Below are 14,200 nucleotides of genomic sequence, written 5' to 3'. Positions count from 1 at the left end.
GTTCGCCATGACCCATGCCCGTTCTCCCAATGTCCGCGTTGCCATCGTTGCCGAGCCGCTCGACATCACGGCGGAGATCGAGCGCGTTTCGGCAGGGCGCGGAGACATCGGCGCCATCGTCACCTTCACCGGCCTCTGCCGCGACGAGGACGGCCGGCTCGAGGCGCTCGAACTCGAGCACTATCCCGGCATGGCAGAGACCGAGGTCAAGCGCATCGCCGAGCAGGCGGCCGGCCGCTGGGAAATCTCCGACGTCACCGTCCTGCACAGGCACGGCAAGGTGCGCCCGGGCGAGAACATCGTCCTCGTCGTCACCGCCTCCAAGCACCGGCACGCCGCCTTCGAATCGGCCGAGTTCATCATGGACTTCCTGAAGACCCACGCTCCCTTCTGGAAGAAGGAGCACACGGCCGCTGGCGCCGTGGCCTGGGTCGCCGCCAAGCAGGCGGACGACGAGGCGGAAGAGCGCTGGAACAACTCCGATTGAGCCATTCCCGAAGTGACCGGCCCGGCGGCGCCTTCGCGCCGCATGAGCCCTTGGCCGAAGCGCTGCTGCCGCATGCGACGTCGAGCGACGACGGCTCGCACGATGTCGCGCATCTTGCGCGCGTCTGGAGCAACGCCGCCACGATCCTGGCCGAGGAAGGCGGCGCAGCCGAGGTCGTCGCGGCCGCGGCGCTGCTGCATGACTGCGTGACGGTCGAGAAGAACGATCCGATGCGCGCCCAGGCCTCCCGCCTCGCCGCCCGCAAGGCGGAGACGGTGCTGCGGGATCTCGGCTGGGACGGCGAGCGGATCGCCGCTGTCGCACACGCGATCGAGGCGCACAGCTTTTCCGCCGCGATCCCGCCGGAGACGCTCGAAGCGAGGATCCTGCAAGACGCCGACCGGCTCGATGCGATCGGCATGGTGGGCGTGGCGCGCTGCTTCTATATCGCCGGGCGGATGGGCAGTGGCCTCTACGATCCCGCCGATCCCGAGGCTGCGTGGCGCCCGCTCGACGACAAGCGCTTTGCCATCGACCATTTCGAAAACAAGCTCTTCAAGCTCGCGGCCGGCTTCCAGACCCGGACGGGCGCCCGGCTGGCCGAATTGCGGCAGGCGCGGCTGCGCCGCTTCTACGACGAATTCCTCGACGAAATCTGAGCCGCGCCGTCGAAAGCCGGCCATGGGAGACACTTCATGCTGACGATCTGGGGCCGCAACAACTCGAACAACGTCAAGAAGGTGCTCTGGTGCGCCGAGGAGATCGGTCTCGCCTATGAATCGATCCCGGCCGGGGGTAGCTTCGGCCTGACCACCGATCCCGCCTATCGCGCCATGAACCCGAACGGGCTTGTTCCGACGATCCGCGACGGTGACTTCGTTCTGTGGGAATCGAACGCCATCGTCCGCTACCTGGCCGGGCGCTATGCGCCGGGCGTGCTTTCGCCGGAGGATCCGCAGGCTCGCGCCAGCGCCGACCGCTGGATGGACTTCGCCACGTCCAGCGTCGCCGCCCCGTTCCGCGACCTGTTCTGGGGCATGGTCCGCACGGCGCCGGACAAGCGCGACCTGGCCGCGATCGAGGCCGGCCGCGCGAAATTCGCCACGCTGCTCGCGATCGCCGATCGCACGCTGGCCGAGCAGCCCTTCCTTTCGGGCGACAGCTTCGGCATGGGCGACATCCCGCTCGGCTGCTTCACCTATGCGTGGTTCGAGATGCCCATCGAGCGCCCGGACCTGCCGCATCTCGCCACCTGGTACGAAAGGCTGAAGCAGCGCCCCGCCTACCAGAAGACGGTGATGATCGGCCTGAGTTGAGATCGGCTCACGGCGATCGCCAAACAAAAATGGCCGGGACGAGCCCGGCCATTCGCAACTCTCCGAAGCTTCGGCGAATTAGCCGACGAGTTCGATGCCCGAGAACCAGTAGGCGATCTCCTGGGCAGCGGTCTCCGGAGCGTCCGAACCGTGCACCGAGTTCTCGCCGATCGACAGGGCGAATTCCTTGCGGATGGTGCCGGCGTCGGCGTTGGCCGGGTTGGTCGCGCCCATGACTTCGCGGTTCTTCAGGATGGCGCCTTCGCCTTCCAGGACCTGCACGACGGTCGGGCCGGCGGTCATCGTCTCGACCAGCTCGCCGAAGAAGGGACGCTCCTTGTGGACGGCGTAGAAGCCTTCGGCCTGCTGGCGCGACATCCACACGCGCTTCGAAGCGACGACGCGCAGGCCGGCCTCTTCCAGCTTGGCGGTGATCTTGCCGGTCAGGTTACGCTTGGTCGCGTCGGGCTTGATCATCGAGAAGGTGCGTTCGATCGCCATGTCTTCGGTCCTGTCGAATGGGAAGGGGTAAATGGGTGGCGCTGTATAGCCTTGGCGCAGGCACCGGGCAAGGGCGGCGACGGCGCCTGCGATCGTTTGAACCGCCCGGATTCGGCTACGAGATCGAGAGAGCGCCTTGATTCGGTAAGCCGGCTTGCTCGGGCAAGGCGCTGTGGGACGTCTTCACGGCAAGGTCGTGGCTGAGCAGCCCGCGCAGCGCGATGTCGATCGCCTTCTCCTTGCGCATCAGGGCGCGAAGCCGCCCGACATCCCATTGCAGCACGCGCGCTCCGGCCTGCAGGCGCACATCGGCCGTGGCGGGACCGCCGGTCAGGAACGCGATCTCGCCGATGAACGATCCGGCTCCGACACCGAGCCGCCGGCCGTCCTTGTTCACCTCGGCGGCGCCGGAAAGCACGTGGAACAGCGAAGTCGGCCGCACGCCCCGCTCCGTCAGCGGCATCGCTCCTCCCCGGCGCTCCGCGCAGGCGAGCAGCCTGCGGAACTGGCCGGGCGACAGCACGCCAAACGCCTCGAACAGCGGCTTCACCTCGTCGTCGATGCCGAAGCGCAGCCGGTCGCGGAACAGCAGGGCGATCATGACGACATTGACGACGATGGTCAGGATCTTCCAGCTGAGCGGATCCCAGAGCGGTCCGCCGGCCGAGATCAGCACGTAATAGCTCGACTGAAGGATCATGCTGACGATGACTACCACGCGCAGATGGATCTGGTCCCGGAACAGATAGGCGATCAGCGCGATCGCATTGCCGACATGAAAAATGATCTCCAGCAGGAGCGGGTGGGATATTCCCATATCGCGAACGAAGCCTCAGCATTGCGCGGGATTCGCCCGCCGGTCTGACGCTAGGTTATCCGCAATATTCCCCCTGCCGTATGACAGGCTTCATATATTCCCGCCGCCACTTGCCGTCATTTGGAGAACCCGAGGCCATGAAGCCGCATTTCGAGATGTTCGCCGCCTATAATGGCTGGGCCAATGACCGCCTCTATGGCGCGGCGCGCGCCCTCGCCCGCGCGGACTATCTCGCCGATCACGGCGCCTTCTTCGGCTCGCTCAACGGCACGCTCAACCATCTCCTGGTCACCGACCGTATCTGGATGCGCCGCTTCACCGGCGAAGGCCCCGCCCCTGCCGCACTCAACGAGTTGGTGACGGACGACCTGGAGGAACTGGCGACGCAGCGGGCGACCGAGGACGCGCGGATCATCGCCTATGTCGACGGGCTCGATGAGGCGACCATCGCCGGCACCTTCACCTATCGCCCGGTCACCAATCCGGTCGAGATCACCCAGCCGCTCGGCCCCGCCCTCGCCCATCTCTTCAATCACCAGACCCACCACCGCGGCCAGGCGACGGCGATCCTGACGCGGATCGGCGGCCGCGACGCCTGCCCGAGCCTCGACCTGATCCAGTTCCAGCGGCAGACCGGAATCGGCCTCCGCTGAGCGACGGCCAGTCGCGCAAATATATCGGAGATGTGTGAAGCCGGTCGCTTGATTCAACCGGCACGGAAGCGCACGCTTTCCAGAGTCTGTACCTGTCTCTGTGAGTCCTCATGTTTCGGCCCCTGGTCCTTGCGTTCGCTCTTTCCGTCTCCGCCGCGCAGGCAGCGACCCCGAAGCTCGAGGCCGAGCCGCCGCAGGGAATGTCGGATGCCGAGATGGCCGAGGTCGTCGATTTCGTCGTCGGCAACGCCGTGTTCGCGCTCTATCACCAGGCCGGCCACATGATGATGGAGCGCTACGGCATCGAGCCCGCCGGCGGCGAGCAGGCAGCCGACGATTTCGCGGTCATGACCCTCCTGGAGCCGCGCAGCGGCGCCGGCGACCAGACGCTGGTCGACGCCGTCGACAGCTGGATGCTCTCGAATCACCTGACCGCCTCGGCCGGATCCGACGCCATTGGCCTGCCCGACCGGCATTCGGTCGACGCCGATCGCGCCAATGCCATCGTCTGCAACATGGTGGGATCCAACGACAAGGATTTCGCCGACATCGCCGACGCGGCAGCGCTCACGCCCGCCGCGCGCGCCAACTGCGCGACCTCCTACCAGAGCAAGCGTTCGCTCTGGGACAACGCGCTGAAGCCGATGCGACGGGCTGCCGGCGCGCCGCTCTCGGTCATTCCGGTCGTCTACGACCCGCCGGCCGCCAACGAGGTCGTCGAGCTGACCATCCTGCACGACAACAAGGTGCTGGAGGAGGTCGCGACCCGGCTCGCCAACGATTTCACCCTGCCGCAGCCGCCGACGCTGCGCGCCAAGAGCTGCGGCGCGGTGACATCCAGCTATGACCCGGCCAGGAACGAGATCGTGCTCTGCTACGAGCTGTCCGGCTATCATGCCGAACTGATCGTCCGCGACATCCAGGCCCGCTGAGCCCCAAGCAGCGACATCTTCACGCGATCCGCTTGCGTCCGCCCGCAAGGCACGGCACATAGCCGCCATGCTGCACGTCAATGAAGTCACCTATCGCATCGCCGGCCGTACGCTTCTCGAGGAGGCGACCATTGCGCTGCCCGACGGCGTGAAGGCGGGCTTCGTCGGCCGCAACGGCACCGGCAAGACGACCCTGTTCAAGCTGGTCACGGGCGACATCGCTCCGGAGAGCGGCTCGATCGGGCTACCGCGCGGCGTGCGCATCGGCCAGGTGGCGCAGGAAGCGCCCGGCACCGAGCAGTCGCTGATCGAATTCGTGCTCGCCGCCGACACGGAGCGCGCCGCGCTCATGAAGGAAGCCGAGCACGCCACCGACCCGCACCGCATTGCCGAGATCCAGATCCGCCTGACCGATATCGGCGCCCATGCCGCCGAGGCGCGGGCCGGAACGATCCTCGCCGGCCTCGGCTTCGACGCCGAGGCGCAGCTGCGCCCCTGCTCCGCCTTCTCCGGCGGCTGGCGCATGCGGGTGGCGCTCGCCGCCGTGCTGTTTTCCGAGCCGGACCTGCTGCTCCTCGACGAGCCGACCAACTATCTCGACCTCGAAGGCACGATGTGGCTCGAGAACTATGTGGCGCGCTATCCGCACACCGTGTTCCTGATCAGCCACGATCGCGACCTCCTGAACCGCGCCGTCGACATGATCGTCCATCTCGACCAGGGCAAGCTCACCGCCTATCGCGGCGGCTATGACAGTTTCGACCGCCAGCGCCGCGAGAAGCAGGCGTTGCAGCTGAAGCTGAAGAAGAAGCAGGACGAGCAGCGCAAGCACCTGCAGGCTTTCGTCGACCGCTTCAAGGCGAAGGCCTCCAAGGCGCGCCAGGCGCAGTCGCGCATGAAGGCGCTGGAGCGGATGCAGCCGATCGCCGGCATCGTCGACGAACACGTCACCCCCTTTTCCTTCCCGCCGCCGTCCAAGATCCTGGCGCCGCCGATCATCGCGCTCGACAACGCCTCGGTCGGATATGAGGAAGGCAAGCCGATCCTGCGCAAACTCGACATCCGCATCGACGTCGACGACCGCATCGGCCTGCTCGGCGCCAACGGCAACGGCAAGTCGACCTTCGCCAAGCTGCTCGCCGGCCGTCTTGCCGCCGCCGGCGGCGCGATGCGCCGCGCCGACAAGCTCGACATCGCCTTCTTCGCCCAGCACCAGCTGGACGACCTGAGGCCAGCCGACACCGCGGTGCAGCATGTGCGACCGCTGATGCCGGACGCGACCGAGGCGCAGCTTCGCGCCCGCGTCGGCGCCATGGGCTTTCCGACCGCCAAGATGGACACGCCGGCGCGCGAGCTTTCCGGCGGCGAGCGCGCGCGGCTGCTGCTCGGCCTCGCCACCTTCCGCGGCGCGAACCTGCTCATCCTCGACGAGCCCACGAACCATCTCGACATCGACAGCCGCGAGGCGCTCGTGCAGGCGCTCAACGACTATCCGGGCGCCGTCATCCTGATCAGCCACGATCGCCATCTGATCGAGGCCTCGGTGGACCGGCTGCTGCTCGTCGCCGACGGCACAGTGTCGCCGTTCGACGGCGACATGGACGATTACCGCAAGCTGATCGTGAAGGGGCCGGAGACGGCCACCGCCAAGCCGGATGCCGACGCCGCGAAGACCTCGGCGCAGGATCGCCGGCGCGAGTCGGCCGCCCGGCGCACGGAACTCGCGCCGCTCCGGAAAAAGATCAAGGAAACCGAGTCCTTGATGGAGAAGCTTCAGAAAGAGATTCAGAAGCTCGACACCGCCCTGGCCGATCCGAACCTCTACACCCGGGACCCAGCCAAGGGGACGACGCTCGCCAAGCAGCGCGCCGACGCCGTCAAGGCGCTGGCCGAACGCGAGGAAAGCTGGCTGGAAATGTCGGCGGAGTACGAAGAGGCGGTCGGCGCGGACTGACGCCCCGTAGGGTTGATCGAAGCGGGTGATCTTCGCTGCTTCACCAGCCGCGGCCGTCATCCCTGCGAAAGCAGGGATCCATGCATCCGCGGAACTCCGGAGCTTCGCGCGTCGACCGCGCCGCCGGAATGGATCCCGGCTCGGAGGCCGGGATGACGGCGAGCGTGTTGCTGGCGGCGGGGTTCCAGCGTCGGGGGCCTCCTCCCTCTCCCCATGGGAGAAGTGAACGCAAAGGCGTCCCCGGCTCGGGGGCCGGGATGACGAAGAGCCAGTTGCGATCACGCCTTCTTCTGCCAGCGGCCCTGTTCGGATTGCTGCCAGTAAGTCGCGTCGTGGCCCTCGGCCTTGACGCGCTTCCAAGAGGCGCGGGCGGAATCGAGCGCTTCGGGATCGTTGCCGTCGAACATCAGCACCACGCGGGCATAGCCCGCAAGGTCGCCCGCCGAGGCGCCCGCGACGAGGAAACGGACATTGGCGCCGTTCGGATTGCCAGCCTCCGGCGTGATCAGGATCGGGTGCTGCGCGGCTTCCGGATCGCGCCAGAGGCCATGCGGCAGGAAGCTGTCGTCGGAATAGGTCCAGAGCAGCGCGTCGAGCTGGTCGCAGCGCTCGGCCGAGCCGGCCTCGACCACGACGCGCCAGCCGCGTTCGAGCGACTTCTCCAGCAGCCCGGGCAGGAGCGCTTCCAACGGCTGCTGCTGCAGATGGTAGAACAGGACCTCGGTCATCACGCCTTCTCACGCGGCGCCGTCCGCCCCGAGGCATTCGGAGCGGACGGCGTCTCGCGGGACTTGTAGCAGATCAGCCTTCGTAATTGTCGGCGACGAGGCGATCGAGAATGCGCACGCCCCAGCCCGAGGCCCAGGAGCGGTTGATCTCGGTCTGCGGCGAGCCCATCGCCGTGCCGGCGATGTCGAGATGCGCCCAGGCGACGCCGTCGTCGACGAAGCGCTTCAGGAACTGCGCGGCCGTGATCGAGCCGCCATAGCGGCCGCCAGTGTTCTTGATGTCGGCGAACTTCGATTCGATCATCTTGTCGTAGGCGGCGCCGAGCGGCATGCGCCACACCTTCTCGCCGGTGGCGGCGCCCGCCTTCGACAGCGCCTCCGCCAGCGCGTCGTCATTGGCGAACATGCCGGCATGGTCGCTGCCGAGCGCCACCATGATGGCGCCGGTCAGCGTCGCGAGGTCGACGATCGCCTTCGGCTCATAGGTCTTCTGCGCGTACCAGAGCGCGTCGGCGAGCACGAGGCGGCCCTCGGCGTCGGTGTTGATGATCTCGATCGTCACGCCCGATGCCGCCTCGACGATGTCACCCGGGCGCTGGGCGTTGCCGTCCGGCATGTTCTCGACGAGGCCGATGATGCCGACGACGTTCGCCTTGGCCTTGCGCGAGGCGAGCGCGTGCATCAGGCCGACCACGGCGGCGGCGCCGCCCATGTCACCCTTCATGTCCTCCATGCCGCCGGCCGGCTTGATCGAGATGCCACCCGTATCGAAGACGACGCCCTTGCCGACGAAGGCAACCGGCTTTTCCTTCGACTTGGTGCCGTTCCAGTGCATGGCGACGAGGCGCGGCGGCCGGACGGAGCCCTGCGCCACGCCGAGCAGCGCCCGCATACCGAGCTTCTTCATCTGCTTTTCGGTCAGGGTCTCGATGGTGACGCCGAGCGCCGCCAGTTCGGCCGCCTTCTCGGCGAACTCGACGGGGCCGAGCACGTTAGCAGGTTCGTTGACGAGTTCACGCGCGAGGATAGCGCCCTCGGCGATGGCCGAGCGCGCCGCCCAGGCCTTTTTCGCCTTGCTGGCCTCGCCGGCGACGATGTCGAGCCGGATCGGGCCCTTGGCCGCCTTGCCGTTCTCGCCCTTCGAATCCTTGCCGGCCTTGCCGCCCTTGTAGCGATCGAAGGAATAGCCGCGCAGCACGGCGCCGAGGCCGATATCGGCGAGTTGGTCCGCCGATATCGCCGTGCCGTCCGGCCGCTCGGCCAGGAGGGTCGCCTGTTCGCCCTTTCGCAGCGCACCTAGGACCGTCCCGCCGAGACGGGACCAGTCTTCCTCCACAAGTTCTTCGGCCTTGCCGAGTCCGACCACGATCAGCCGGTCAAAGTTGAGCCCGGCCGGCGCCAGCAGATCGAGGGTTGCGAGAGCCTTGCCCTTGTAGTCGGCCGTCCCTGCGGCCTTTCGAAACAGATCGGCGATCCCCGACGCCTGTGTTTCCACACCCAGGGCGAGCGTTTCGTCGGTGAGGACCACCAGCGTGCCGGCCTCGGACGAAATGGATTTATGGAAGGAAATGGCTGGGCTTTCGGTCATTTTAATACTCGCGGACGAGGATGGGCGGGCGCCGATCGGCGCTGTCTGGGACAGGGGGTGCGTGCGTTAGGCCACACCCAGAGGATGATCAATCTGTCCATGGCCGGCGTCTCTGGCAAGTAGCGCCGGTTCCAGTTAAGCGTTTACGCTTTGTTAAGGGCGTTCATTCGCGTTTGATTCACCCAATTGGTTCACCCATGGACGGGGTCGAACCCGAGCTCGCAAGGAGGCTGGTCCGCCAATATCTCGCAGCCAGGCAAGGCTGACATCGCAGGGGCGTTCAGAGTTCGAGGATCGACGAAACCAAGATGAAGCTCATCGAGCGCTACATCTTCAAACGCATGTTCGCAGCGTTCCTGCTGAGCCTTTGCGGCTTGTCGGGCACCGTGTGGCTGAGTCAGGCCCTGCGCGAGCTCGACCTGATCACCAGCAAGGGCCAGAACTTCGTCACCTTCTTCCGTGTGTCGAGTTTGATCTTCCCGGGCCTGCTGCTGATCGTCTGCCCTGTCGCCCTGCTGATCGGCGCGATCTACACGTTCAACCAGCTCAACGCCGATTCCGAGCTGGTGGTCATCAACGCCAGCGGCGCCTCGCAGACCCGGCTGCTCAAGCCGGCGCTCGCCATGGGCCTGATCACCGCCATCATCGTCGGCTCGATGTCGCTCTATCTGGTGCCGCGCTCGCTGCAGGCATTCCGCGGCCTGCTGACGGGAATCAATGCCGACCTGATCACCAGCTTCGTGCGCGAGGGCCAGTTCATGGAACTCGGCAACCGGCTGGTCTTCCATGTGAAGGACCGCAAGCCGGACGGCACGCTCGAAGGCATCTTCATCCAGGACGGCCGCCAGCCCGACCAGACCTCTGTCTACATCGCCAATCGCGGCGCGGTGCTGAAGAACCCGCTCGGCACCTTCCTGATCATGCAGAACGGCACGATCCAGCAGAAGTCCGAGACCAACCACTCGATGTCGATCATCGAGTTCGAATCCTACGCCTTCGACCTGTCGACCTTCGGCAGCCGCAACAGCCTGCCTGACTACACGGCCTCCGAGCGCAGCACCGCCTATCTGCTCGCGCCGAACCCGAACGATCCGGAATACCAGAAGCGGCCGGGCGCCTTCCTGTCGGAGCTGCATGACCGCCTCGCCGCGCCGCTCTACGCCCTCTTCTTCGCGATCCTGCCGGTCGCGGCGCTTGGACAGGCGCAGACGACCCGCCAGGGTCGCGGCATCGTCATTCTCGGCACCATCGCGGTCGCGACCGGCGTGCGAATCGGCGGCCTGATCCTCGCCAGCCTCGCGGCCAGTGATTCCCGGCTGATCCCGGCTCTCTACGCTCTGCCGATCGCCTTCATCCTGCTGTCGCTTTTCGCCGTCTACAGCTCGTTCCGCTTCTCCGCCTCCGACAGCATCGGGTCGATGGTGACGGAGTTCGTGCAACGAATCGCCAATCGGTTCAGGATTGGCCCACGCCCATCGGCAGGGGGCCGGACCTAAGCCATGTTCCGAAACCCGACGCTCAGTCGCTATTTCGCCAAGCGCTTCGCAAAGACGGCGCTGATCATCTTCATTGTCGTCTTCGTCCTGATGGCGTTCATCGACTATCTCGAGCTCGCGCGCCGCGCCGCGCGCCGCGAGGGCTTCGACGCCTTCCTCTATCTCCTGGTGTCACTCGCCCGCGTGCCGAACGTCATCGAGCGCGCCCTGCCCTTCACAATCCTGTTCGCTGCGATCGCCGCCTTCGTCATGGCGAATCGCCAGCTCGAGCTGGTGGTCGCGCGCGCGGCGGGCGTCTCGGCCTGGCAGTTCCTGCTGCCGGCCGGCCTCGTCGCCGTGATGATCGGCGTGTTCGCGACGACGGTGTTCAACCCGATCTCGACCGACCTCAAGGCGCGCTCGATCCTGCTCGCCAACGAGCTGGCGCAGAACCGGGCCAAGCTGGAGGCGAAAAACAATCCGACGCCGACGCCGGAGCCAGCCGCCGAACCTCCGCCATCCATGCCGTCCGACGTGTCGTCGACTCCCGAATCATCCTCGTCCGACTGGACGATCTGGATGCGGCAGACGGGACGCGAGGGCTCTTCGATCATCGGCGCCAAGCAGAGCCTCAATCGCGGCCTTTCGCTCGTCGACGCGTCGGCTTTCGTGTTCAAGAGCAACGGCACGCTGGACCATCGGATCGACGCATCCACAGCTGATTTCGAGAGCGGCGACTGGGTGTTCCGCGACGCCACCGTGACCCGTCCGGGCAGCCGTCCCGCACCGGAAGCCGAGGTCCGCCTCCCCACGGATCTCAACGCCAACCAGGTCAGCCAAAGGCTGGCCGACCCTGAGACAGTTTCGTTCTGGTCCTTGCCGGAACTCATTGAAATATCGAGAAAATCGGCAGTTCCGAGTGATGCGTACGAAATGCAGTTCCAGTCCCTGCTGGCGCAGCCCCTGCTCTTCCTCGCCATGGTGTTCGTCGCCGCGACCGTGTCGCTCCGATTCTCCCGTTCAAGGGATCTCGGGCAGGTGATTTTGACTGGTGTCGCCGTAGGCTTCGTGCTTTATGTTGTCACTGAATTGGCGAGGGGTTTGGGGAGGAGCGGCGTCGTGTCACCGATGATTGCCGCTTGGACTCCAGCCGTCATCGCCAGCTTGTTGAGTATCACAGTGCTTCTGCATCGGGAGGACGGATGATGTTCGTTTCCGTTCCTCTCCGAGGGCGTAGCGTGATGTCTCGCGCCAGGCGCGGTCTCGGCGTCCTGCTGCTCGCGGCGACGATGGGGCTTGGCTTCGCGGCCGTCTCCGGCAGCGCCCATGCGCAATCCAAACCCGGCACGCTCGGCTTCGGCGCCGACAACCTGCCGCGTCCGGCCAAGGACGCGCAGATGGTGCTGGAGTCGGACCAGCTCGTCTACGACTACGACAAGTCCGCGGTGTCGGCCGTGGGCAAGGTCAAGATCTACTATGACGGCTATACGCTGGAAGCTGACCGGGTCACCTACGACCAGAAGAACAAGAAGATGCGCGCCGAAGGGCGCGTGAAGATCGTCGACCGGACCGGCGCCGTCATCACGGCAGACACGATCGACATCACCGACGATTTCGCCACCGGCTTCGTCAACGCGCTGCGGCTCGACACGCCGACGCAGACGCATTTCGCGGCCGAGAAGGCGTTGCGCGACCAGGGCAAGACCACCACCTTCTATCGCGGCGTCTACACCGCCTGCGAACCATGCCGCGAGAAGCCCGAAAAGGCGCCGATCTGGCAGGTGAAGGCGGCGCGCATCATCGTCGATCACAACGAGCACATCGTCTACTTCAAGCAGGCCTCGCTCGAATTCCTGGGCATGCCGATCGCCTATTTCCCGGCGTTCTCGGCGCCCGATCCGACGATCAAGCGCAAGAGCGGCTTCCTGTTCCCGTCTGCCGGCTACAAGAAGACCCTCGGCGCTTTCATCCAGACACCCTATTTCTGGGCGCTGGCTCCGAACTACGACCTGACGCTGGCTCCCGCCGTCTACACCAACCAGGGCTTCCTGATGGATGTGGAATGGCGCCATCGCCTTGAATACGGCCAGTATTCGCTGCGCATGGCCGGCATCAACCAGTTGAACCCGGACGACTTCTACGACGAAGGCACACGCAATTCCGGCGTCAAGGATTGGCGCGGCGGCGTGAAGACCGAAGGCGAGTTCTACCTGAATCGCTACTGGACCGTGGGCTGGGACGCAACGCTGCTCAGCGACCGCACCTTCAGCCGCGACTACAACCTTCTGTCGAACAACACCGATATCAACGTCTCGAACGTCCACCTGACGGGCATCAGCCAGCGCAACTATTTCGACGCGCGCGCGCTCTATTTCCAGGTGCTGACCAATGACGAGGACATCAAGTACGACCAGGGCCGGCAGGCGATCGTCCATCCGGTGATCGACCACAGCTACCTGTTCGATGATTCGATCCTGGGCGGCCAGCTCTCGATCAAGTCGAACCTGACCAGCCTGTCACGCGACGAGACCGACATCGTCAACAACAAGGGCGATGGCATCACGGTCGCCGAGGGCGTCACCAACGGCGTGCTCGATAACAACGCCCACATTCTCGGCCTCTCGGGCAACTACAACCGCGTCAGTTCGCAGGCGACGTGGGAACGCAGCATGATCGGCCCCATGGGCATGGTCTTCAAGCCGTTCGGCTATCTGCGCGGCGACGGCTACTACCTGAACCAGGACCAGATCATCGCCGGCCTGAACGATGACGGCACCTATTTCCGCGGCATGCCGGCGATGGGCCTGGAATGGCGCTGGCCGATCATGGCCGCCGGCCTATCCTCGAGCTTCCTGTTCGAACCCGTTGCGCAGATGATCGTCCGCCCGAACGAGCCGATGGCCGGCGAGCTGCCGAACGAAGACGCGCAGAGCCTCGTATTCGACGATTCGAGCCTGTTCGACTGGGACAAGTTCTCCGGCTATGACCGCATCGAGGGCGGCACCCGCGCCAATATCGGCTTCCGCTACCTGGCGAGCGTCGGGCAGCTGGCGACGATCCAGGGCGTGGTCGGCCAGTCCTACCAGGTCGCCGGCGAGAACTCCTTCGCCGTCACCGACCTGACTTCGACCGGCGCCGTGTCGGGCCTCGAGGACACCGTCTCCGACTTCGTAGCCGGCATGACGCTGGACACGGGCTACGGCTACTTCCTGACGGCGCGCGGCCGCTTCGACCACGACAACCTCGACGTCAACCGCGCCGAGCTCACGGCGACCGGCAAGTTCGGCGACGTGACGGCGTCTGCGTCGTACCTGTTCCTGCGCGAGCAGCCGGCGATCGGCAACGATTCCCGCACGGATACGATCAGCGGCAAGGCATCCTGGCAGATGACCGAGACGTGGCGCGTGTTCGGTTCCGTCGCCTGGGACATCGAGGGCGACCAGCTCGCCTCCAGCGGCATCGGCATCGCCTATGACGACGAGTGCACGACCTTCTCGATCGCCTATAGCGAGATCCGCCAGGACTACACCGACCTGCAGACCTCGAAGCAGCTGATGGTGCGGCTCGAGCTCCGGACGCTCGGCGGAACGAAGCTCAAGAGCGACGTTGGCTCGCTCACGAGCAACAGCAGCTATTGATCTTCATGGTTTCGCCGGATTTGCAGGGTCTATCGCGTCGAAATCAACTCCTCCGTAGCGGCAGGATGATTCGACGCGCCGTGATGCTGGCGCATCCCCGCAGCTGACAGG

General features: G+C 65.8%; 13 protein-coding genes. 9 read left to right on the top strand and 4 right to left on the bottom strand.

Translation table 11 applies throughout. The annotated features are described in order from the left end of the window. The first annotated feature begins 7 nt into the window (after positions 1-7). Genes OSH07_RS15140 through OSH07_RS15130 form a run of 3 tightly spaced genes read left to right on the top strand, consistent with a single transcriptional unit; the run spans position 8 to position 1,803 of the window. The gene (locus OSH07_RS15140) at positions 8-487 is read left to right on the top strand and encodes a molybdenum cofactor biosynthesis protein MoaE (RefSeq protein WP_266339508.1); all 480 of its coding nucleotides are present in this window, start codon (positions 8-10) and stop codon (positions 485-487) included. Continuing rightward, entirely contained in the window at positions 484-1,146 is a 663-nt protein-coding gene (locus OSH07_RS15135) for an HD domain-containing protein (RefSeq protein ID WP_266339507.1), read from the top strand. The genes OSH07_RS15140 and OSH07_RS15135 overlap by 4 nt, the downstream gene beginning before the upstream one ends. A gap of 36 nt (positions 1,147-1,182) precedes the next feature. After that, positions 1,183-1,803 (top strand): glutathione S-transferase family protein, encoded by a 621-nt coding sequence (locus OSH07_RS15130; RefSeq protein WP_266339506.1) that lies wholly within the window; start codon positions 1,183-1,185, stop codon positions 1,801-1,803. Positions 1,804-1,881: 78 nt separating this feature from the next. Here the strand turns inward: OSH07_RS15130 and ndk are convergent, their stop codons facing one another. Beyond that, positions 1,882-2,304, bottom strand: a complete 423-nt coding sequence (gene ndk, locus OSH07_RS15125) for a nucleoside-diphosphate kinase (protein ID WP_266339505.1) — start codon at positions 2,302-2,304, stop codon at positions 1,882-1,884. Positions 2,305-2,419: 115 nt separating this feature from the next. Beyond that, a complete protein-coding gene (locus OSH07_RS15120; RefSeq protein ID WP_266339504.1) occupies positions 2,420-3,121 on the bottom strand; it encodes a cyclic nucleotide-binding domain-containing protein in 702 nt (233 codons plus the stop codon). 137 nt (positions 3,122-3,258) lie between these two features. Between OSH07_RS15120 and OSH07_RS15115 the strand changes: the two genes are divergently transcribed. The 3 genes from OSH07_RS15115 to OSH07_RS15105 all read left to right on the top strand — a co-directional run bounded on the left by OSH07_RS15115 (position 3,259) and on the right by OSH07_RS15105 (position 6,660). After that, positions 3,259-3,774 carry a DinB family protein gene (locus OSH07_RS15115; RefSeq protein ID WP_266339503.1) on the top strand — a complete coding sequence of 172 codons (516 nt, stop codon included), beginning with the start codon at positions 3,259-3,261 and terminating at the stop codon, positions 3,772-3,774. A 110-nt stretch (positions 3,775-3,884) separates the two neighbouring features. Continuing rightward, entirely contained in the window at positions 3,885-4,706 is an 822-nt protein-coding gene (locus OSH07_RS15110) for a DUF4344 domain-containing metallopeptidase (protein WP_266339502.1), read from the top strand. A 67-nt stretch (positions 4,707-4,773) separates the two neighbouring features. Continuing rightward, entirely contained in the window at positions 4,774-6,660 is a 1,887-nt protein-coding gene (locus OSH07_RS15105) for an ABC-F family ATP-binding cassette domain-containing protein (protein WP_266339501.1), read from the top strand. A 278-nt stretch (positions 6,661-6,938) separates the two neighbouring features. Here OSH07_RS15105 and OSH07_RS15100 read toward each other — a convergent pair whose 3' ends face one another. Both OSH07_RS15100 and OSH07_RS15095 read right to left on the bottom strand, forming a co-directional pair. After that, entirely contained in the window at positions 6,939-7,388 is a 450-nt protein-coding gene (locus OSH07_RS15100; protein WP_266339500.1) for a DNA polymerase III subunit chi, read from the bottom strand. Positions 7,389-7,461: 73 nt separating this feature from the next. After that, positions 7,462-8,976 (bottom strand): leucyl aminopeptidase, encoded by a 1,515-nt coding sequence (locus OSH07_RS15095; RefSeq protein WP_266339499.1) that lies wholly within the window; start codon positions 8,974-8,976, stop codon positions 7,462-7,464. Positions 8,977-9,284: 308 nt separating this feature from the next. Between OSH07_RS15095 and lptF the strand changes: the two genes are divergently transcribed. From lptF to OSH07_RS15080, 3 genes are read left to right on the top strand one after another with little or no spacing between them, the layout of a single operon-like run. Then, positions 9,285-10,472 (top strand): LPS export ABC transporter permease LptF, encoded by a 1,188-nt coding sequence (lptF, locus tag OSH07_RS15090; RefSeq protein WP_266339498.1) that lies wholly within the window; start codon positions 9,285-9,287, stop codon positions 10,470-10,472. Positions 10,473-10,475: 3 nt separating this feature from the next. Beyond that, positions 10,476-11,657, top strand: coding sequence for an LptF/LptG family permease (locus OSH07_RS15085; RefSeq protein WP_266339497.1), 1,182 nt, complete (start codon positions 10,476-10,478; stop codon positions 11,655-11,657). A gap of 35 nt (positions 11,658-11,692) precedes the next feature. After that, positions 11,693-14,089: an LPS-assembly protein LptD gene (locus OSH07_RS15080; RefSeq protein WP_266339496.1), complete on the top strand. Its 2,397-nt coding sequence runs from the start codon at positions 11,693-11,695 to the stop codon at positions 14,087-14,089. Positions 14,090-14,200: the final 111 nt, after the last annotated feature.

The sequence above is a fragment of the Kaistia nematophila genome, from assembly GCF_026343855.1.
Classification (GTDB): Bacteria; Pseudomonadota; Alphaproteobacteria; order Rhizobiales; family Kaistiaceae; genus Kaistia; species Kaistia nematophila.
Note: the sequence above shows the minus strand (reverse complement) of the source record. Positions and strands in the feature narration are given on the sequence as shown.